The sequence below is a fragment of the Streptomyces sp. NPDC050287 genome, assembly GCF_044459385.1.
Classification (GTDB): Bacteria; Actinomycetota; Actinomycetes; order Streptomycetales; family Streptomycetaceae; genus Streptomyces.
In genome coordinates, this window is sequence record NZ_JBITIY010000001.1 from 1159160 (window position 1) to 1179644 (window position 20485).

Genomic DNA, 20485 nt, shown 5'->3' on the forward strand with positions numbered 1-20485 from the left:
CACCCATGACCCCATCGGGCAGATCATCCGCGGTTCACCTCCGCTTGCGCGGAGAGCACAAGCGCCACCGCACGCTCATCACCGGCGCCGGCGGTTCACCTCCGCTCGCGCGGAGAGAGCACCCTCCTCCTCCCTTCGGGAACCTGGCGTGCACCGGTTCACCTCCGCTCGCGCGGAGAGCCAACGGCGTATACGTCGAGGACTACTGCCACGACGGTTCACCTCCGCTCACGCGGAGAGCACTACCCGAGGGACTTCTGGAAGTCCTGGTAGTTCGGTTCACCTCCGCTCGCGCGGAGAGCACGGCTACCGCGCGCTCATCGTGCGCCCGGCCATCGGTTCACCTCCGCTCGCGCGGAGAGCACTCGAGAAGTCCAAGAGCAGCGATAGTGACCTGCGGTTCACCTCCGCTCACGCGGAGAGCACGTAGACGGGCCGGTGCGGTAGTTCCAGCCGTTCGGTTCACCTCCGCTCGCGCGGAGAGCACACGCTGCCGATGTGGGCGAACGGGTCTCCCCACGGTTCACTCTCACGCAGAGAGGACGGCACGCACCCCAGAACCCCTGTCGCCGTCACCGGTTCACCTCAGCTCGCGCGGAGAGTGCAGGAGACCAAGATCGAAAAACCGATCTCTGGCACGGCCCACCTCCGCTCGCGCGAAAGCAGACCGTCAACCTGACGACCGACGGCACGGACTACGGTTCACCTCCGCTTATGCAGAGAGGGCAGGGGTCCTCGTGTAGCAACGTCAATGGGTCTGCGTTTCATAGCTTCGCCAGACGGGAATTGCCGAGCGTGCACCATGACTCCGACAATCCCCCCTATGTCACGGCGCGTTCCTTGCTGGGGCGACGCTGAGGAGGCCGCAGCCGTAGGCCTTGCCGCGGCCGATGCCTTCCGTGATTTTTTGGCGGAGGAGGTCGGGGTTGGTAATCGTGGCAGTGCCGTCGAAGCGGATCCGGTTATGGCGGATGTGCTGTTTGTCGTTTGCGCCGTTGAGGGTTCTTACCGCTCGCGCGGCTTCAACGGCGTGGGAGTGGCTCAAGAGGGGTTTGAGTCCCGCGGTATCGGCCTGCCGTGTCCACCATTCGTCAGCTTCCTCTCCGTTGAGCGGTATGACAGCTGGGAGGTTGTAGCGGGCGCGGGTGGTGGCGCCGGGTTTGCGGACGGGGCTGGCGGTGCACCGGTAGCGAACGGTCAGGCCCGTCTCTAGAGCTTCGAGGAGGGGGTCGAGGGGGCGCGTGAGAGCTGTGCCGTATCCGCTGGGCAGGCGGGTGAGGTCGGGTTCGTGGCTGCTCTGCAGGAGGATGTGTTGGCCGTTCGAGGTGTCCTCAACTCGAAAGAGCACGCCGAATTGGGCTCGTGGGTCGGGTCCTGCGTTGTCGGGATAGAGGGTCATCAGACGACGGTGCAGGCCCATCGCGGCGTTTGCTCCCTGGATGTCGCGCCGGGCCTCACGACTGTGCAGGTCGGGGACGATGCGGGTGAGCCAGAGTGTCATGCTGCCAGTCTTTCGATTTTGGTCGGCGCGTCGTGGGGATGCTGATCCGGGCCCGTTGCCGACTTGCTGAGGAATCTCGCCCGGTTGCGGTGGATCTGGTCGACTACCTCAAGGACCGAATATCTGGACGTCATGGAGCCAAGCTGTTGTGCTGGGCCAGCATTGCGCTGGTGAGAGGGACGTGGCTGATGTGTACCGCGCGGGGCGCGTACCGTCGGTCCTGCTCGCTAAAGGTGATCGGATGGTCGTGACGCAGTTCAACGTCCAGCATGCTGGGGTCGGCATCCACCACGGTGCGCAGCCACGTCACGGCCTCGTCCTCGGATTCTGCCTGCGCGCGGCGTCTGGCACGCGGTTGGTTTTCCAGCCAGGGGTAATGAGCGAGTGCGTCTTCGAGTGATTCATCGGTGATGGCTGGCGGCTCCCGGTCTCCGCTGCTGACGATCGGCCGAGCGGGTACGAATGCCTTGCGTCCGAAGTACAACGGCCAGCGCGGATGCAGCAGGGCATGGTGCAAGCGACGTAGGACTTCCACGTCGCGCGCTTCGAGGGCGCCGAGGAAGAGGGCGTCGGCCAGGTAGTACCGCTCGGTGACGACCGTCCGGTGGTTCTTCCCTTCAGTGTTGGGCACGTTCTGCACGGTGTGGAAGTCTTCTTCAACGATGCCTTCCCGGTCGACACGAACACCCATACGCAGCTGGGCGAGCTCGGAGATGGATCGTTTGTCGTCACGAGGCACTCCCAGGGCTGCCGCAAGGAGACCCACCACGCCCGACTTCGTGGGTTCGGTTCCCGTGTCGCGTCTGGCGAATTTTGACCGTGTTCCCCAGGACTGCATGGGTGCGTCGAAGCGCATGAGCAGGGTGGGCACGCTTATGTCAGCCCTTCGTCGCGGTGAGCAGCCGTGATACGAAGTCGTCGAGGTTTGAGGCGATCTCGTCGTCGGGGAAGTCGCCGGGGTTTTCGTCGATCGAGGCGAAGGCGGTGTGGCGGATCTGGCTGGCGCCGTAGAAGCTGCGGATCTGCTGGTAGTGGTTAGCCAGCCGTCGAGTTGATTCGGCCATCAGGTCCGGGACGTCCGTTACGGGGCTGAGGAATGCGTTGGCCAGGTTCCAGGCGCCGTCTTCTCTGACGATGCCGAGCAGGGTCTGCGGGGGTGTGCGGGCCGCCATGGAGTTCTGCTTTCCGGTGGGAACGGCGTTGATGAAGGACAGCAACCAGGCGCGGGCTGCGCGAGCGGCGAGGTCGGTATCGCCGGCCAAGTTCCTGTTCAACTGTTCCAGGTCGAGGTTTGCGTAGCGGTAGAAGCAGGCGGTGTTGAAGTCGACGGTGCCGATCATGTCCGCAGCGGGTTCCGCGTCCGGTCGCAGGTCGTCGAGCGCCGTGTAGTAGTCGAACTCGTTGACCACAGAGTGTGTGGACAGTGCGTGGGCGACTTGCGAGGCGGCGTTGACGTTGAAGTCGGTGTTGTCGGCGATCATGCGGCCGAATAGGGCAATGTCTGCGGCGCGGCTGCCATCCAGGATGAGCTGCGCGGCTTCCTGTGCCTCCTTGCTGAGCTTTGGCTTTGACGGTTTGGCTGCGCTTGCCTTGCGGGGTGTCTTCTCTTCCTTTTCTTTCTTCTTCTTGGCTGCGGCCACAGCTTCGGCCAGGGTGTCCCACCGCTGGTCGCTGTAGTCGGCGAGTCGATGCTGTGCCGTGTGGCCGACGAAGAGCAGGTATTCCGTCAGGCCTGTGCTGGCATGGGGCTTGAACCTCAGCTCTTCCAGGGCGGCTTGGCAGATCTCCAGAGCCTGGTCTGCCTCTCGGCCTCGCTCTGCCAGCAGAGCGGCGGCTCCGTCGCGCAGCCGTTTAGTGCGGATTCCCTTGTCGCTCTCTTCCAGACCGTGCTGGGTGAACAGGTTCCTGGCCGCCCGTTTGAGGGACTGGCTGGAGATGCGGGCCCTGGTGTAGCCGCCGAAGCGGGCTGTTTTGGGCTGTCCGAGGTCGTCGCGGTTGAGGTTGCTGACGGGGAAGGACTGCAGCAGGTGCAGTTCGATGAGCACGGCTGTCTCCAGGTCAGGTGGTTTCAGGGGCAGCACTGGTCGCGTCTGAGACGTCAGGCGCGGTGCCCGCAGACCTACTGCTGCGGTGGTAGTCACGAGCCCAGGTCAGACGAATCCGTTGGCGGCGGTCGGCGTTGAGACTGCGGGGGTCATCGGCGAGGAGCTCGGTCAGCTCGTCGAGGAGGCGGTAAAAGTCGATCGGCACGCTTCCGGTGCGTAGTAGTTGGAGCGCCTGGCGCAGGTAGTGGGGCATCGCCTGGGCTTCGACTGAGACCAGTTGGGTGAAGCGCCGTTTGACGGAGTCGCCGCGCTCTTTGGCGAGTCGCCCCATGGCCGCTCCGAGGGAGGTCTTGCGGTCGTGTTCTTGGGGCCGGCTCTGCGGGTGCAGGGCGAAGAGGCCGGCGGTCAAGAGCCAAATATGCTGCTCGGCCTCCGGTGGGTCGAAGTCGAACACGAGGTCGTAGGCGTCGGCCTCCTGGCGCTGTCCGGTGAAGCAGCGGCGCAGCAGGGCCATTGATCGTCGGGCTTGTGCCGCGGCGTGTTTGTTGTCCGACGACATGTCACGGTGCAGTCGGTACAGGTACGTCACGAAGTTGCTGCGCCGTTGGCGCACGGCAGCCCAGTTTTCGGAGGGTGCAGGACTCGCGTTCATTCGGTGACCTCCGGAGGTGCGGTGTACCGGGCCAGGCCACCGCGGAAGATCTTCTGCAGGTGTCTGCTCGCTTCTTGGAAGTCGTCGAAGTGGGCGCTGGCTGCCATAAGGGAGCGATCGCGTCGTGGAGTGCCTTGGAGCCACTGCCAGGCGGCTTGCTCGGCAAGTCGGGAAGCCGTCTCGCCCCATTTCTCGGCAGCTGTGGTTTCACTTCCGATGCCTCGGACTGCTTCGCCCAGTTCGCGGATGAATTGAGCGAAGGGCGCGTTCAGGCGGGGCCAGTACCAAATTTCCAGATCGCTTGGTAGCTGGTCTTGTTTCTTCGTCGGCTCGGATTTGAATTCGCTTCGGTAGCTGCGTTGCATGGTGTGCAGGGCTTCGCCGAGGTCGTTGGCCAGAGAGGCGGCGTAGCCGATGACGTGGCCAACACGGGCGTTCTCCGCGCGGAGCAGGGCGACTGGTGCGGGGATGGCTTCTTCGTTCCAGGCGTAGGTGTCGCCTCCCTGGTCGCCGAGCTGTTGTCCGAAGACGCGCAGGGTGTAGACGGTGTCCTCGGCGATGAGGCCGTCTTCGACGAGGTCGGCGATGTGTTCCAGCGCGGCTGGGCGTTGGCGTTCGGGTTCCTGGGCGGGGAGTGGTCCGTTCGCACGTCGCCGTGCCTTCCAGGTGTTCCACCAGCGTGGATCGGCGGCGAGGAGGAGTTCTTGGCTGTGTTGCCAGACGCCTCGCAGTTGATCCAGGCTCACGGGCCTCAGGTTGCCCTGCTTGTTCCCCTTCAGCCAGGGACGCCGACAGGCGGTCATGGCTTCGACCTCGGCCAGGTCGCCCTTGAAAATTGTGCCGGGTGTCAGAACAACACCGTTCACCATGGTGCGGCCGCGAACTTCTGTGCTGGACAGCAGAATGCGGCGAGATGGCCAAGTGAGCAGATCGGTCCATCCTCGAGGGGAGCGGATGTCCGGCTCCGGACCGGGAGGCAGGTGCTCCTCCCATACTGGCCGGTCTCCCGGCGTAGTGCGTGGCGGGAGTTCGGCGTCGGGGTTGTACAGCAGCAGGTTCAGGAGGAGCGTTTCATGGAGTGAGCGGCCTTCGACGAGCACGCAGGCGTAGCGGTTGCCGAGCCCGCCTTCCGAATGTCGCACCGTGCGGTAGGGCTGTTTGGTGCCGGAGGTGTCGTAGGCCTGCGTGGTGATCAGCCAGCGTGCGGCCTCGGCCGGCTCAAGCAGTGGGCGTTGGTCGGCTGTCGTCTGGTCGAACAGGGTTCGGTTGCTGCCAGTGGCGCGGTAGGCCACCAGCTTGGCTGTGGTACCGGGGGTGTTGTCCAGGGCCGGGCACTGGAAGAACGGCTCCTGCGGATGGAACAGGTCGAAGCGATGCCCGTATTCGTCCTGGTAGTCGATGAGCCGCTGCTCGGGCAAACCAGGTTCGGCGGTCCACAGCTCAACCCAGCGTTCGGCGTCGACCGGTTGGTAGGCGCGGTGGACGAGGGCCAGCAGCGTCCGGTGCAAGGCGGCGGTCATCGTCGGCGTGGTGCCTACCAGACGGCGATAGTTGCGGGCGTTGCGTATCGCGTCGAGGAGTCCAACGTCCTCCATGGTGCCGTCTAGCCGCAAGAGCGGAAGCCACGGCTCCGTCAGCAGGTTGAATCCCAACCCGACATCCCTCCCCAACACTCAGCGGGCGAGGATCGAGTCTTGCAGACGCCACTGACAGTCGGGCCGCTTTTCGTACAGGGAGATCAACTAGGCGTATTCTCTTCGGTTTCAACCCACAGTCCGGTGCCAGCCTGGTAGCCCAGACGTGTCCCGGCGATGCGAGTCACTCCGCTCTCCAGCGCCAAGGGCCGGGCATGTCGCAGCCACGGGAAAGCCTGGAACAGCGGCGGTACGGGTGAGCGGAGCAGGGCATCGATCACCGCGTAGGGGATGTCTTCAGCCGTGTCCAAACGCAGCATTGAGCCCCGTAGCCGGGCCACTGTCTGTTCGTCGACGGCGGATGAGTCGGCGAGGTCTAGCGGCTGTCCGCCTTCAAGAGCAGTGACCAGACCACCGCCCGGCACGCGGTGCAACAGAACAACGTCCACTTCGGCTCGCTGCCGTGGCGTGCCGGTCGACAGGTGCAATGCGGCTGACTCGTCATCCATGGTCATGTCATCCTCGGTCGTCATCGCGCTGGTAGTTCTGCTCGCGGGTTTGGCGTGCGCTAGTAGCCCGGGCTGTCAGCTCCCAGAGCTGGACGTCGTCGCGCGGCTGCGGAAGCCTCACCGCCCAGGCACCCTCCTCATGGCGCGCAATGCCCTTTGCCAGCTGCTCCGCGGCGTCAACCCACTGTTTGTGCCAGCCGTCCGGACATGCCAGTGCGTCATCGTCGCCGTATACGGCATCCACGAGTTCTTGCACCTCGTCCGGGCAGCGCACGTGTGTACGCGTACGGAGCAGTGCCCAGGTCCGCAACAAAACTGCCTCGGCATAGACCCGCGTCGTGTACGGCGGGAAGACGACCTTCGCTCGGCGCTCCTCCACCCCCGTCAAGGCCAACAGCAACGGCGGCCGGTCCGGTCCGCGCTGATGCCGCTGAATCCTGCCCATACGCTGAATCATGCTGTCCACTGGAGCCAGCGCAGAGACCATCACGTCGAAGTCCGCATCCAGTCCCTGCTCCAGCAACTGCGTGCCGACCACGATCGCGCGGGTAGGCCGCTCGGAAAGCCCCTCGCTGTGGGGGCGGCCGAACTTCGTACGGATCTCCGCCTCGACCCGTACCCGCTCGGCCTGGGCTAGGCGGCCGTGCAGCAGGAATACCTCCGGACGCTCGTCCTGGGGCAAATCCTTCACCTGCCTCAGGATCTGCTCGTGTGCGCTGACAGCGTGGCGTACGACATTGTGGACGACTGCCACGCATCGCCCCTGCCCGGCCTGCTTCAAGGCCCAGTCGGCGTGGTCGTCAAACTGGATGCGCTCCAGCTGAACGGTGCGCCCCTGGTTCAACTGCGAAGGCTCGACCACGATCTCCGCGGGGCCGCTGCCCGATGCGTCCGCCCACGTCACTCTCGGGTAGCCAGGAGCACAGGACACGGAAGGTGCCGCGTCGGGGCGTCGGCCCAGCGCACCCGCCTCCCAACTTTGGACCAGTTCCTGCTGCCGGCGCTCCGGCAAGGTCGCCGACAGCAGCACCACCGGAACCCCTAGCTTGCCCAGCCACCAAAGCAGACGGTCCATCAGCATCGACATGTGCACGTCGTAGCCGTGCACTTCGTCAAAGACCACCGCCTTCCCCGACAGGCCCACCAGCCGCACGAAGACATGACTGGAACGAAGTGCCGCCATCAGGACCTGGTCCACGGTGCCCACCCCGAGCGGTGCCAACAACCCTCTCTTGTGGGTGAACCATTCCCGGGCCTCCCCGTCTCCATCGCCTGGCCCGTCGACGTCGACACCCTGCGGCCGCAACGGCTCAGCTGGTTCCTGGAGGGGTCCACCCCGGCTCCGGAGGTAATCGGCCGCCGCCGAGTGCAGCAGCCGGATCCGGGAAGTGCTGTCCAGACGTTCGAGGAGCTGAGCGGCCACGTCGAATGCCTGATTGCTCGTGACACGGGACGGCATCGCTACGTAGAACCCGCTCAAACCGAGAGAACGCACCAGGGCCGCCGCAGCCTGCAGCGCGGCCTTGGTCTTACCCTCGCCTGTCGGGGCGGAGACCACGATGATCCCTGGACCCTGCATGCGAGACGTCACGGTCTCGACCGCTTCCTGAACCGGATGTGGCTCGCTCTCTTCCGGGAACAACGCGCGGAAACTCGTGTCCTGAGGCGGTTGCCACGCCGTCCACTGGAGACGGCCAACCCGCTCCGCTTCAGCCTTTCGCACACCTTTGACATACGTGTCGAGGTCAACGTCCACACCAGCGTAGGTACTCACTGGCCTGGACGAGGCGATCCAGTCACTGACCGACGTCAAGCCGGCGAGCGCCACCACCGCCTCCGGGCTCAATCGCACCTCGTGCCAGGGGAGTTCGTCGGGCTTCGGCAACCCCCAGAGTTGAAGTGTCCTCCGAACCAACGCTTCGCAGCCAGCCGCCCACCGGTCGCCACCGTGATCGCCCACCGCGCTGCGTGCCTGCCGCACTGAAGCGGCGAGCGGGATGACACCGTGATGTCCGCCGAGCGCCCACGCCACGATTCGTGCGGTGGCAGGGGCCGCACCCCAACTCCGAAGAATTCGCTGCCAGTGCACGGCAGTCAAGACACCGTGATGGCAATCGGTACGTGTCCCTCGGTACCGCCACTGTGCCAATCGCCGCATATCAGCCGCCGCAGCTGAATCCATGGCAACCGAGGCAATATCCTCACGCAACGCCTGAAACGTTGGCGAATACTTCCCCAGGTCATGCAGCCCACACAGCACCGCGATCCAGCGGCGCGGCTCACCAAGCGGAGCAAACGCTCTCTCCAACTCCTCACGGCAATGCGGGCCGACCAACACGTCCACCAGCGACTCGGCCACAGCAGCAGTGTCCAGCGCGTGACAGATCAACGGGTGTGGAACAGAACCACCTCCGGCCTTTCCCCACGGCGCCCGTACGCTAGAGCAATGGTCATCCTGAGTAGACGTCACATGGCCATTCAAGCCTAATACTCCAGCTGTAGATCGTGACCTTCATGTCTGGGTTGCGGCTTGCCGCCGGTAGTGACTGGTGCGTGATCGGGCTTGATGACGTCGTCTCCACTCGGACCAGCTGAGGCGGTGGGCCACGTTGGACAGGGGCTGGACGACGAGCGCGATGAACAGGTGCTGGATCTCGTTGCAAGTCAGCGGAACCAGGTTGTCGGGGGCAGGGCGGGTGTGTTCGTCGGCGCGGACAACGGCGAGAAAGGCGTGGGCGAGCATGGCGAGGGTGACCCAGCGGGCCCAGGAGGGGTAGCGGCGGAGCTGGTGCTCGTCCAGGCCAGCCAGCCCCTTCTCGGTCTGGAATGTTTCCTCCACGCGCCACCTTGAGCCGGCGACCCTTACCAGGGTGGTGAGCGGGGCGGGTCCGGTGGAGTAGCAGCGGTAGTAGGCGCGTTCACCGGTGCGGCGATTGCGGCGGATCAGCAGCTGCCGGTGGCCGGGGCCGGGTTCGACCATTTAATGACGGCCCAGTCGTAGAACCGCTCTCCCTTCGCGCCGCGTCCGGCCGAGAGCTTCTGCCAGGCCCGCTTGGGTACCTTCGCCGCCAGCGTGTCGGCAAGGAACTTGCCCGCAGCGGTGGTGACTTCGGCCGAGCAGGCCACCGCGAAGACATAGCCCAGGCCGCGTTCCTCCATGGCGGACCGCAACTTCGGGTTGCCGCCGTAGACCTCGTCCCCCGTGGCCCAGCTAACTTGGTGTCCGGCGTCCAGGAACCGTTCGATCATCGTGCGTGCCAGCTCAGGCTTGGTCGCGAAGACGATGTCCTCGCCGAGCCCCGCCGCCCGGCAGCGGTCCCGATCGCACGTCCAGGAACGCGGGACGTACAGTTCCCGGTCCACCGCTGCATGGCCGCGGGCGCCTGCATAGACGAGGTAGACGGCGACCTGGGAGTTCTCGATTCGCCCGGCCGTTCCGGTGTACTGGCGCTGGACGCCGACGGTATGGGTGCCCTTCTTCACGTCGCCGGTCTCGTCGACGACCAGCACCGCGGCCTCGTCGTGGAGGTGCTCGACGACGTATTCGCGCACGTCGTCGCGGACCGCGTCGGCGTCCCACTTGGCCCGGCCGAGCAGGTGCTGCAGACCGTGCGGGGTGGCCTCCCCGGCCCACTCCGCGATGGTCCAGCAGTTCTTCCGCGGCAGGTCTGACAGCAGGCCTAGCACCAACCGCCCTGCCCGCAGGCGGGGTTCGACCCGGGCGAACCGGGCGGCGATCCGGCCCATGGCCACCTCGAACGTCTCCCGCCAGCGGGCAGGATCTATGCTGTGACCTGCGGCCACCGTCTCTTCGTAAGTCCACACAACTCACGATGATCAACGGTGGCCGTACCTGTCTCCGCGCCAGCCCCGACCAGCAAGACTAGGAACTACGGGCGTTCGGTGAGCAACTCCGCCAAGCAGTCGGCGAATTCGGTGAGCCAGTCCAACTGTGGTCCGCTGCGGGCGGTGCGGAACCCATGGCGGCGCCCCAGCAACGCGTCCCGGACGGCATGGAAGTGAGCCCAGCGCTGGACGCGTTCGCGATCGACTTCCGCGGCCTCGGCGAAGACGTCCAGCGTGCGGTGGACAGCCTTGCACAGGTCGTCCGCCTCGAGGAGCGTCAGCGCGCGCGACTTGAGCAGCGTGCCAGCATCGCAAGCAGGATCGCCCGCATACCCCTTGGGATCGACGGCCAGCCATGGCTCACGGTCGGCGCGCAGGATGTTCCTGGCGTGGAGGTCACCGTGGACGAGCGTGTCCGGCTGGACGCGGCCCAGCTCGCGGACGGTCGCCACGGCGGCGTCCACCACGTAGCGCGACAGTGCATGCGTCACCTCCTCAGCGTCCTTGCACAGCTGCTCCTCCCAGACATCGGCCTGCTCCCGCAACCGGGGCAGGCCCGGCGGCGCGGGGATGGCCAGCCGGCGACTGATCCGCCCCGCGACCGTCACAACCTCGTCGGCGTCTTCGACTTCGGCGAGGGTTGACGTCCGAGCCCGTTCCAGCAGCATCGCGAACCGCTCATCGTCGCGCTCGTGCAGCAGGACCGCTCCGCGCCCGCCCCACGCCGCGAAGGCGTCCGGCTCGTGGACGTTGCCGGGGTGCGGAAATGACACCTTCAGCACAGCAGTACCCTCGGCCCTTTGCCGCACCGGGATGATGACCCCGACGCCCCCGTGCATGACCTTCCCGTCTGGCACGCACTCCCAGCGCCCCAGCAGCTCTTCCACGATCCTGGCCAGTTCGCCGAGCCACGCCGCTCCGGGCTCTCCTTCGCGCTCAATGGTGCTCTGCGCGAACGCCTCTGGTATCTCGATCACCCGGGCACCTTACGCGCCGGCCTGACGCCGCCACCAAGCCCGAGCCAGCCACTACCGCCGCCAGGCAGCCCTCCGACCATGAAGATCACGATCTACAGCTGGAGTACTAACCCCGAGTCGAGACCTCGTCGCAAGGCAAATGGGAATCCGTCTCCTCAGTGCCGGAGGTGCACGTACTGTCGTAATCACCTGCCAGCCCTGTCTCCGCGCAAGCCGAGGTGAACCGTTGAACTCTTCCTGCTCAGCGTTGTCAAAGGTGTGTTCTCCGCGCGAGCAGAGGTGATCCGGCGATGCAGAGCCGCAGGGTTTCGGCGGTGTGGTGCTTTCCCGAGCGGAGGTGAACCGTCAGCCACGTTGCCCTGGAGGTTCGACCTCCACGTCCTCTCCGTGTGAGCGGAGGTGAACCGTACATCGTCGGCGAGTTCGAGACCATCCTCGAGTCCTCTCCGCGCGAGCGGAGGTGAACCGCTGGTCCTGCCCATGGATGAGAGGTGGCGGGCGTCCTCTCCGCGCGAGCGGAGGTGAACCGACGCAGCAGCAGACGGGTGGTGGCTTCGTCCGGCTGGTGGTCACCGTGGATCTCTGAGGAAGGATCGTGCTCGACCTCCTGGTCAGCAACGGTGCCCTCGGCGCGCTCGGGCCCGAGGTCCTGGTCGGTGTTGACCGAGGCCGAGCGCCATGTGCACGCGTTCATCTTCCGTGGCCCTCGGCGCGGCGAGATGTGCGCTCTGGCCTGGCCGGAGGTGAGCCTGCCGAAATCGTGGTTCCGCATCTCCGCACAGATTGTCGAGATCGCGTACCGGCAGTACGACGAGGCCCCGAAGCAGGACAGTGTGCGCACCGTCACACTCGACTCCCAGACCCGCGAGCTGTGGCGGAAGTGGCAAACCACGCAGGACCAGGAGCGCCAGCAGTGGTCCGGGGAGGAAGCGCAGGTCGAGAGCGCCCGGGTCTGGACCCACGAAAACGGGCAGCCTCTGCACCCGGACTGGATCAGTCGCCGGTTCAACCGGCTCGTCGACCTGTCCGGGCTCCCACCGATCCGCCTGCACTACACACGGCACCTGTCGGCGACGCTGGCCCTGCTGGGCAAGGCGGAGATCAAGGTCGTCCAAGAGCGACTGGGCACAGCTCCCGCCAGATCACCTCAGACACGTATACGAGTGTCCTGCCTCAGCTCATGACGGCCGAGGCGGAATCCACGAGTGCGGTCGTACCCCCGGTCCCAGAAGAAGGATCTGGGACTCGGTGCGCCCTCCAAGCCGGCAGAGGATGCGGAAGCCCCAGAGACCGGCCCGGATGCCGACGGCGATGGTCCAGTCGAGGGATTGCAGCCCGCCGCATGACGTTCGGCCTCAACCCGGCCTCAACGTCATGAGTCCAGCCGCAGGGTTACCCAGGTTGATTTGACAAGTTCCAGGCATTTCTCGCCGGCAGTGCCCGAAATTTCTGCAACGGCGTGGGCCAAGCGAAGGGCGGGTACGGCGTCCGTCGTGCCCAGCACTCGCAGTTCGTCGAGGAGCCACTCGTAGTCGAAAGGCAGGGCGGCCAGCTGTGAGACGAGGCTGCGCTCGGCGAGCGACGCCAGTACGCCCGGGGCCGTGTCTCCCGGCCGCAAACGGTATTTACTCCAGCGTTGTTCCACAGTGCGCACGTGGTATTTGCGCTGCCCGTCATTCAAGTACAGGCCTAGGTCGGATGCCACACGGGAGACAGCGGCAGCCACACTTTCCGCTGTCTTCGCCTGCCAGGCCTGCCGGAAGGGTTGCCGTTGGCGCCCAGCGGCGGCCCGCCGACATAGGCCGTCAACAGCGTTGTTGATCTCGGTCATCAATGCTCGGCCGCAGGCGGACCAGTCGTCTGCGGTGACAGGAGCCTCTTTCGCGCAGGCGTTGCCTGTCCAAGTGTTCCATCGCGCTGTCGCGTCGGAGTTGTCCGTGTGCTGCTGAGCTGTGCGCAGGTGATAGATCAACTGGTCGAAGGCGTGTATCAGGCCATCGGCGCGAGGTTGACTGAGGAAGAAGCCGATGTCCAGTTTCCAGTTCTCGCGCCACAGCTTATAGGCCGCTGAGACGAGCGCAGTGAAGTCTGCCTCTGTCCTGACCCGCTGGGGCCATGTCCCGATGTCAGGAAGGGGGATTGCTTCGCCTGTGCAGAGCTTGCGGTGTTGAGAGAGCGTCTGACAGAGGCGCTTGAACTGGTCCAGTTCACTATGCACCGGGGCTCTGCCTCTCCGCTCGGTGTGTGGCGCGGATGGGATCGGCGAGTGGGCCGCGCATGTTGAAGGCGATGTGAAAGGACGGCAGGACGTCGCTCTTCCTACGGAATTCGGACACCGAGAAGCGTTGTGGGATGAAGGGGACTTCGATGCGAAGCTGGTCGACCCAGGCTCTGCCTCTGCGTCCGTCCGCAGTCGCCCAGGCGACACGGCCGGTAAACACTTGCGCCTGTCCGTCGGGGCTGGAGGCGAGGTAGGTAGAGAGGATGCGTGTGGATAGGTCCTGGGACTCTTGGTCAAGGCGGCGGAAGACCTCATCCGATGCGCGGTATCGGCCAAGATGGAACAGGCTGAGGCCGCGCAGGAAGTCCAGGCGGTAGCGGTCGAAATCGCCGGCGTCCGGGATGGCGTCCGCGATGTCGAGACACTCGAGCCAGTCAGCTTCGGTGAAGGCCGGGGTCTGCCTCTCGCCCCGCAGGAACTGCATACCGGTCTTCAGCTTCCAAAACAGGTCCAGCAGCAGCCGAGAGCAGCGCCAGTCGGAACGGACGTGGTCGGAGGCGTGCAGCAGTGTCTCAACGGCTACCTGTACCCCGTCGGTACCGTGGCGGGCGGCGGCCCGAGCGAGGAAGTAGTACGCGGCCGGGTGGTCGTTGCCGGTCAAGGATGCCAGGTGCTTAGCTTCCAGGGCTGGGTCATTAAGCATGCGTGACAGCTCGAGGTGACGCTGGTCGTAGGTGGCGCGTTGGTCGGGGCTGAGTGTGGACGGGTCGATCGAATCCAAGGACGCCTGGGCATTGGCAAGAAGGTCGATTTTGACGTCTTCAGTCAGCAGGCCGCTCTCGACGGCCCGGCGCGTGGTCCAGGCAACGACATCGACGGGATAGACGTTTTCGGGTTCCACGGAGCGCGCAGATAGGGCTACACGGGTTACCTCGCGCATGAGGGCCGAGATGTCCGTTGCGTCTTCGTCGTTGCCCAGTTTCGATAGCTCGAATACCTGCGCGCCGGTGGTGCTGGCGAGTTCGACCAGCATGTTGAGCCTGGAGCGGGGGGCGGCGTCGGCCTCCTCCAGGGTCGCTTCGAGCAGGTACTGCACCTCGCGCAGTATCTGGATGCGCTCTTGGGGACTGCTCGCACCGTTCTTCTGCGCCCATAGGACGTGTTCACGTGTCAGGTTGGCTTCCAACAGCACAAGCCGGTGGTGGGTCTGGCCTCGGTTCTCGCGGAGGCGGCGGAATGCCCCTGCGAGGGTGAGATAGTGCTCGGCGTACTGGCGCAGGTTCGACTGCGGTCCGATCCGCTCCAGCAGATCGACGATGAACTGGACTTCCTCCCCGCCCCCGCGGTTGAGGGCCGGCCGGATGTTCTCGATCATCTGAGTGGTGACCTCGACTTCCGTGCGGATGTTGAGGTCCTCTTTGGCCAGCAGTTCAGCCTCAAGCTGGGTGCGGGTGCCCAGGTACTGGCTTCCGTTCTCGCTTTCGGTCCAGCGGAAGATGTCGAAATTCTTCACCAGTTCGACGATGCGGTTGACCCCTTCGCGGCCGAGCACGCGCAGCAGCAGCTCCAAGGGGAGCAGGAGACCCCGGCGGGCGCCGATAAGGATCATCGAGGTCAGTTGCTCGGTCGAGCTTCTCTCGGCGAATGACAAGTCGATCAGTTCGGCGTGAGGGCGTTCGGAGGGGGTCAACTGCTCGATATCGAACCCAGCGTCAGCCAAGGCCTGCGCCACTACTCCGAGGCGGGAAGTACTGGGCTGACTGACCGTCCTGGACAGCTTCTCCAGGCCTGTCTCGGCAGCCCTCATCTCTCTGGACAGGCCACTCCGCAAACCCCGTTCAGTGTCGGGAAGGCTGCGGTAGAGCAGGGCGAGGAACGATGAGTCGGCCGATGTACTCAGGCTGTTGGGCACATCGGTGCCGAACGAAGGCAGCCACTGCTTCACCCGGCTGATCTCGCGGTCACTCAGATGCGCGTCGACGCGGATGACGTTCTTGGAAGCCTTGGGCGACAGGTAGCTGCTTCCGACGATGAGAACACGACGCCCGCGAGAGCGCAGCTGTTTGTGCAGGGCGTAGTACTCGTCGCTCCTGGCCATGCCGTCCCAGATGAATAGGGTGGCTAGACCGTGGTGCTCGTCGGCCCAGGCCGCGAACGCATCGATGTCAGCGAGTGTGGGCCGGTCCCCGCGCCGCGACCGGTGCAGAACCGCTGCCTGGCCCGAGCGGGCTACTTCCACCGCCAAGGCGCACAGGGCCACCGATTTGCCGGTGGCTGTCTGCCCTGCAACCACGATGGGCCGGGGCAGCGACAGATCCTCCAGGCCCGCAGTCACCTCCTGCAGCAGGTCGTCCTCGAAATCCCGGGGCAGGTGGTAGCCGCTAGCGATGGCCTTCCATGGAGGGGCGCCCTCGCTAGCGCCCAGAAAGTTACGGAACCGCTGGTACCGAAGAGCAACGGATGCGGAGGTGAACGGCTCCAGCAGTTCGGTGTCGACCGGGCGTGCCGCGCCGATCACACGATTCCAGGTATCGATATCCACATCGGCGAAGCTGTCGCGAACCGGGATGACCCGGCCACTGGTGCCCGCCGGGGCTTCCCAGGAACGCTGAAGACGGCCTGCTTCCTCCAGGTCAGTGAGTACCGTGGCGAACGACTCGGCGTGTGGGACGAGTACACCCCGCTCGACGGCTGCCCGGATGAAAGGGTTGTCCGCTAGCGTGTCCGACATGGAGAACAGGTGGGCCTGTCCTGCCTGGAGCCGACTAGCGAAGGTAAACAGCTCCGACGGCGTCAGCCAGTCGTCAATGTCGTAGCCCTCGATGATAACGACGCCGCGCGGTGTGATGATGGTGTCGGCAAGCGTGTTTAGCATGCCCGTGGCCCGAGCTCGCGCCTCCGCTTCCTGGATAACGTCTAGCGGCGGCTTCTCGTCCTCTGGGAGCCCTACACCGCCGAACAGATACCGCAGATGAAGCTCCGTGGTGCTGCGCGGATTCCTACCAAGCAGGGCCTCCACAGACGGCACCACTCTGCGCCAATCGGTGCTAAAGGCGTCGGAGAGCGAGGAATCGATCCGCGAGGTGAACACACCATTCCAGGGATACTGCGCGATTCGAGCCAGCCATGGCGGGGGCGGCGCGACGCCAACGGTCCGATCGAACCTCTCGTACGACACAGCAATGTCATCGATTGCCGACCCTGCGGCAGTAGGGAGCACGGGGTGCTGACCCAGCGCATCACCTGTCGACTCCGCGGCCTGTCCGAGTAGCAAAACAGCAGGACCGGTCACGAGCCGGGCCAGTAGGGTCTGGATGGATGTATTCATCGTTCGTCAGGCTACTCAACTTGATCGATGCAAGAGAGGCAGTCACGCAGCCCGTCGGGCTCCCTCACGCCCTCGGCCGTCGCCAGCTCCGGGTCAAATCTGCTGACCAACATCACGATTCGTTTTACCGTCTGCTGCCCGCCAGACGGCCCGGCCTCACTTCAGGTGCCGGTCCAAGAACCGGCAACCGTCCTCCAGCTCGAACCACGGGGTGCCGGTGTGCCCTCCCAGATTGGCGTGCAGTGAGCGTTTTCAGCGTTGGGGTGAACGCGGCTGGCTGATCGGACATGCTGGCTCGGTGCAGCATGATGAGGAACAGCCGTTGTCCGGCGGGAACGTCAGCACTGGTGTCGTCCGGGTCGGAGATACCGTCCGCCGCCCGAGCGGACCGTGGACCCCCACTGTGCACGCCTTGCTGACCCACCTGTACGAAGTGGGGTACCGGGCGGCGCCCCGCCCGCTGGGCATCGACGACCAGGGGCGCGAAGTCCTGACCTTCGTGCCGGGAAACGTGGTCTGGCCCGACCGGTTCTCCCTGCTGGACGCCGAGCGGCACCTGGCCGACGTGGCGCGACTGATCCGGGACTTCCACGAGGCCGTGCAGGGCTTCACGCCACCGCCCGACGCGCACTGGCAGGTGCTGATCCCCGCCGAGGGCAGCGACATCATCGCCCATCAGGACCTGGCACCGTGGAACCTCGTGGCCGGCGACGAGGGGCAGTGGGCTTTCATCGACTGGGACACCGCCGGCCCCGGCTCCCGCCTGTGGGACGTCGCGTACGCCATGCACGGGTTCATTCCGCTGTCCGCGCATCCCGACTGGCAGCGCCCCGACGCCGCAGCCCGGCTGCGGGTCTTCGCCGACGCCTACGGCCTCGACGAGGCCGAACGCCGTCACACGGTCCCTCTGCTGGGGCGCCGAACGCGATCCATGCACGACTTCCTGCGCGACCAGGCCGCCCGGGGCGTCCAGCCCTGGGCGACACTGTGGGCCGAAGGCCACGGAAACGCCTGGCGCAGCGACGCCGAGTACATCGAGCAGCGCGAGGACCAGTGGATGCATGCCCTGCTCGCCGACTGATTACGGTCTCGGCTTACGGCCCGTACTAGTGATCTCTCGCCTGGTGCCGCTGGGCGAACGGAGCTGACCCAGCTCGCAGGCGGTTCTCGGTTGACGACATCACGCGCGGAAGCTCAGTAATACCGCAGTACTACGCCCTGTCCTCCTCGCAGCCCGCCGGTCGGCGACGCCCTGGCCGGCCGGGAGACTTCCCGGACCCCGAGCCGAACCGGCCGACATCATCGGACCAGACCTCGGCGCCCATGCCCCCGAGGAACAGCGATCTCCAGGAAGCCATGGGCTGCGCGGGGCGACGGCGACGGCCCACTCGAGCAGCACATCGAACTGACCGGGTCGTTTTCTGTTCGGGCAGTTTCCGCCCAACGCGCACCAGGCCCTCGCGCCCCGGTGCGAGTTCCTCGAAGTCGCGGCCGAACCCGGTCAGCAGTCCAACACGAAAGCTCCCCCAGGCGGCCGGTAGATGGCCCGCGGACGGTGGTCAGCAGACACCACCGAAACCCCGCGTCCCCAACGTGTCCCCAGGATCACGAAATGAAGCTGAGGAGACGCTGCCAGCTCGTCGGCACAAGCCCTGATCGTCAGCATTTCCGCAGGTCAGCGCGACGACTGCTCGGCGAGGGAGTAAGAGTCTCACCCCGCTCCGAAGTCGCGAGCAGCGGATTCAGTCCGATCAGGCAAAGTTGACGCCCCGGCACCCAGAAATGAACGTTTCCGCAGGTCACAGACCTGTACAGGTGGGGCGGGTGGGACTCGAACCCACGGCCGGCGGATTATGAGTCCTTCGAGGATCTTGGCGGTCCTTGCCGATCAGTGCCGATTCACGCCGTTCTTGCAGGTCAGGCGTGCTGATCCGGGTCAGCCCTGTGCAGTGCTTGTCGGTCTGTTCCTATCCTTGTGGCCCCTCAATGGCCCCTGGGGGGCGATGAGTTAGACGGCTTCTACAGCAACAGCCGCGTCAGCCCCGTCCCCCCAAGGGGATAGAACCCCCGCACAGCGGATTCCCCTTCCACCACGCAGAGACTCCGCACGCTCCAGTTCCAGGTCAGTTGTCACCCGCATCCGGCGCCGCATCAGCCGCCGGACCGGCACGGAGCATGGCCCTGTAGAGGGCGTCATGCTCGGGTGAGGGGGGCAGGATGCCGCGGGCGGGGGCCTCGAAGGACTGGACGAACAGGGCGACAACGCGGCGCCAGGCGTCGGGGGCGGCGTCGCCGGTGGCGTTGACGACACCGGCGTTGGCCATGTGCAGCAGCACCAGGTCCGAGGAGTCGAAGTCCTCGCGCAGCCGGCCCGTCGCCTTGGCCCGGCCGATGAGCTCCACCATGCCCTCATAGGCCTCGTTGCGGCGCCGCTCCAGCGCCTTGGCCGTGGGGAAGGTCGTGGTCAGGACGTCGGCGAAGCCGCTGTCGGCGGCCTGCATCGCGCAGGCGGTCTCGATGTAGCCGACGAACCCGTTCCAGGGGTCGGGGTCCTCCAGGGCGATCGCGACCGCGTCGGCGTAGGCGTCCATGCGGTCGATGAAGACGGCGTCGACCAGTTCCTCCTTCGTGGGGAAGCGGCGGAACATGGTGGCGATCCCCACCCCGGCCTCACGGGCCACGGAGGCCATCGAGGCGCCCAGCCCGTCACGCGCGAACACCTTGCGCGCGGCGACGGTGATCCGCTCCCGGTTGCGCTCGGCGTCGCTGCGCAGCGGCTGGGCGGCGGTGCCGTCGGGATGCTGGCTGGCAGGGGTCATACCGGGGATTCTAGCAATCGGATTGCCCTATCCATTTTTGGTGGTACGGTGGCAGCGAACCGGAACACCCTATCCGCATCTTGATGTGGATAGGACTATCCGGACGACTTTCTTCCTCCGACCAGCTTTTGGAAAGGATCGCTGTGACCAGCATCGCCATCGTTGGAGCCGGCCCCCAGCTGGGCCTGGCCATCGCCCGTACCTTCGGCTCCCAGGGCTTCGACGTCGCCCTGATCTCCCGTAGCCGCGAGAAGCTCGACGGCCTTGTCGGCGAGCTCGCCGCCGACGGCATCACCGCCGCCGCGTTCCCCGCGGACGTGCTCGACCGCGACGCACTCACCCAGGCGCTCAAGGACGCCGCCGCGCGGTTCGGCGGGATCGACGTCCTGGAGTACTCCCCGGTGGGGTCGTTCGGTGTCATCAAGCTGACCGCTCCGGCCGAGACAGAGCCGTCTGATGTGGAGTTCGAGATGAACTTCCAGCTCTACGGGGCCATCACTGCCACCCAGGCGGTACTGCCGGCGATGCGGGAGGCCGGCGCGGGGACCCTGCTCTACACCACCGGCGCCGGCTCGATCTGGCCCGACCCGCGGGTCGCCAACGTCAACGCCGCCGCTGCGGCGCTGCGCAACTGGGCAATGAACCTGCACAAGGAGCTGGACGGCACCGGCATCCAGGCCGCCCACGTCGGCATCGACTCGTCGATCGGCGTCTCCGTCATCCCCGGCGTCGAGGCGGCCAGGCCCGAGCAGATTGCCCCCCTCTACTGGGACCTGCACACCACCAAGCGCGACGAGGCCGAGCTCGTCTTCCGCCTCGACGCCGAGGGCTTCCCACGCGCCTGACATCGCCCCGGCTCTGCCGGCTCGGCCCCTCCCCCGAACCCCGATCGCGTCGCCGCGTCCCAGCGCCGCGACGCGACCCTGAAGCCACCTTCACGGGGGAAGGCCCGT

Annotated in this window: 14 protein-coding genes, 2 pseudogenes and 2 CRISPR repeat arrays (1 of these 18 only partly in view); of the genes and pseudogenes, 3 read left to right on the forward strand and 13 right to left on the reverse strand. The window is 65.8% G+C overall.

Annotated elements, in window-relative coordinates:
• Window positions 1-487: a CRISPR direct-repeat array (repeat unit 26 nt; unit sequence CGGTTCACCTCCGCTCGCGCGGAGAG) (it extends 31 nt beyond the left edge of the window).
• A gap of 339 nt (window positions 488-826) precedes the next feature.
• The 9 genes and pseudogenes from cas6e to ACIBK3_RS05125 form a co-directional block, all read right to left on the reverse strand.
• Entirely contained in the window at window positions 827-1501 is a 675-nt protein-coding gene (cas6e, locus tag ACIBK3_RS05085) for a type I-E CRISPR-associated protein Cas6/Cse3/CasE (RefSeq protein ID WP_399361959.1), read from the reverse strand.
• Window positions 1502-1631: 130 nt separating this feature from the next.
• Window positions 1632-2372 (reverse strand): type I-E CRISPR-associated protein Cas5/CasD, encoded by a 741-nt coding sequence (gene cas5e / locus ACIBK3_RS05090; protein WP_399361961.1) that lies wholly within the window; start codon window positions 2370-2372, stop codon window positions 1632-1634.
• A 7-nt stretch (window positions 2373-2379) separates the two neighbouring features.
• Complete coding sequence (gene cas7e / locus ACIBK3_RS05095) at window positions 2380-3546, reverse strand: type I-E CRISPR-associated protein Cas7/Cse4/CasC (protein ID WP_399361963.1); 1167 nt, start codon at window positions 3544-3546, stop codon at window positions 2380-2382.
• A gap of 13 nt (window positions 3547-3559) precedes the next feature.
• Window positions 3560-4198 (reverse strand): type I-E CRISPR-associated protein Cse2/CasB, encoded by a 639-nt coding sequence (gene casB, locus ACIBK3_RS05100; RefSeq protein WP_399361964.1) that lies wholly within the window; start codon window positions 4196-4198, stop codon window positions 3560-3562.
• Window positions 4195-5850: a type I-E CRISPR-associated protein Cse1/CasA gene (gene casA, locus ACIBK3_RS05105; RefSeq protein WP_388318246.1), complete on the reverse strand. Its 1656-nt coding sequence runs from the start codon at window positions 5848-5850 to the stop codon at window positions 4195-4197. The genes casB and casA overlap by 4 nt, the downstream gene beginning before the upstream one ends.
• A gap of 86 nt (window positions 5851-5936) precedes the next feature.
• Complete coding sequence (locus ACIBK3_RS05110; RefSeq protein ID WP_399361966.1) at window positions 5937-6365, reverse strand: hypothetical protein; 429 nt, start codon at window positions 6363-6365, stop codon at window positions 5937-5939.
• A complete protein-coding gene (gene cas3, locus ACIBK3_RS05115) occupies window positions 6349-8811 on the reverse strand; it encodes a CRISPR-associated helicase Cas3' (protein WP_399361968.1) in 2463 nt (820 codons plus the stop codon). Before cas3 ends, ACIBK3_RS05110 begins: the two co-directional genes overlap by 17 nt.
• A 42-nt stretch (window positions 8812-8853) precedes the next feature.
• Window positions 8854-10088: pseudogene (locus tag ACIBK3_RS05120) on the reverse strand (IS701 family transposase).
• A 143-nt stretch (window positions 10089-10231) separates the two neighbouring features.
• Complete coding sequence (locus ACIBK3_RS05125; RefSeq protein ID WP_399361970.1) at window positions 10232-11164, reverse strand: aminoglycoside phosphotransferase family protein; 933 nt, start codon at window positions 11162-11164, stop codon at window positions 10232-10234.
• Between the two features lie 197 nt (window positions 11165-11361).
• Window positions 11362-11693: a CRISPR direct-repeat array (repeat unit 29 nt; unit sequence GTCCTCTCCGCGCGAGCGGAGGTGAACCG).
• Window positions 11694-11820: 127 nt separating this feature from the next.
• Between ACIBK3_RS05125 and ACIBK3_RS05130 the strand changes: the two genes are divergently transcribed.
• Window positions 11821-12348, forward strand: a complete 528-nt coding sequence (locus tag ACIBK3_RS05130; RefSeq protein WP_399361972.1) for a tyrosine-type recombinase/integrase — start codon at window positions 11821-11823, stop codon at window positions 12346-12348.
• Between the two features lie 188 nt (window positions 12349-12536).
• Here the strand turns inward: ACIBK3_RS05130 and ACIBK3_RS05135 are convergent, their stop codons facing one another.
• The 3 genes and pseudogenes from ACIBK3_RS05135 to ACIBK3_RS05145 form a co-directional block, all read right to left on the reverse strand.
• The gene (locus tag ACIBK3_RS05135) at window positions 12537-13382 is read right to left on the reverse strand and encodes a hypothetical protein (protein ID WP_399361974.1); all 846 of its coding nucleotides are present in this window, start codon (window positions 13380-13382) and stop codon (window positions 12537-12539) included.
• Entirely contained in the window at window positions 13375-16713 is a 3339-nt protein-coding gene (locus ACIBK3_RS05140; RefSeq protein WP_399361976.1) for a hypothetical protein, read from the reverse strand. The genes ACIBK3_RS05135 and ACIBK3_RS05140 overlap by 8 nt, the downstream gene beginning before the upstream one ends.
• A gap of 156 nt (window positions 16714-16869) precedes the next feature.
• Window positions 16870-16965: pseudogene (locus tag ACIBK3_RS05145) on the reverse strand (alpha/beta hydrolase); the annotation flags it as partial.
• A 46-nt stretch (window positions 16966-17011) separates the two neighbouring features.
• On the opposite strand from ACIBK3_RS05145, the gene ACIBK3_RS05150 reads away from it, so the two are divergent.
• Entirely contained in the window at window positions 17012-17794 is a 783-nt protein-coding gene (locus tag ACIBK3_RS05150; protein ID WP_399361978.1) for a phosphotransferase enzyme family protein, read from the forward strand.
• Window positions 17795-18836: 1042 nt separating this feature from the next.
• On the opposite strand, the gene ACIBK3_RS05155 is transcribed toward ACIBK3_RS05150, so the two are convergent.
• A complete protein-coding gene (locus ACIBK3_RS05155) occupies window positions 18837-19532 on the reverse strand; it encodes a TetR/AcrR family transcriptional regulator (RefSeq protein ID WP_399361980.1) in 696 nt (231 codons plus the stop codon).
• A 143-nt stretch (window positions 19533-19675) separates the two neighbouring features.
• Here ACIBK3_RS05155 and ACIBK3_RS05160 point away from each other — a divergent pair, with 143 nt between their 5' ends.
• Entirely contained in the window at window positions 19676-20377 is a 702-nt protein-coding gene (locus tag ACIBK3_RS05160) for an SDR family NAD(P)-dependent oxidoreductase (RefSeq protein WP_399361982.1), read from the forward strand.
• The last annotated feature ends 108 nt before the right edge of the window (window positions 20378-20485 follow it).

Bases quoted from the DNA above. Each gene is read 5' to 3' on its own strand.
- cas6e (WP_399361959.1), bottom strand. From the start codon at position 1,501: ATGACACTCTGGCTCACCCGCATCGTCCCCGACCTGCACAGTCGTGAG.
- casB (WP_399361964.1), bottom strand. From the start codon at position 4,198: ATGAACGCGAGTCCTGCACCCTCCGAAAACTGGGCTGCCGTGCGCCAA.
- ACIBK3_RS05110 (WP_399361966.1), bottom strand. From the start codon at position 6,365: ATGACGACCGAGGATGACATGACCATGGATGACGAGTCAGCCGCATTG.
- ACIBK3_RS05140 (WP_399361976.1), bottom strand. From the start codon at position 16,713: ATGAATACATCCATCCAGACCCTACTGGCCCGGCTCGTGACCGGTCCT.
- ACIBK3_RS05155 (WP_399361980.1), bottom strand. From the start codon at position 19,532: ATGACCCCTGCCAGCCAGCATCCCGACGGCACCGCCGCCCAGCCGCTG.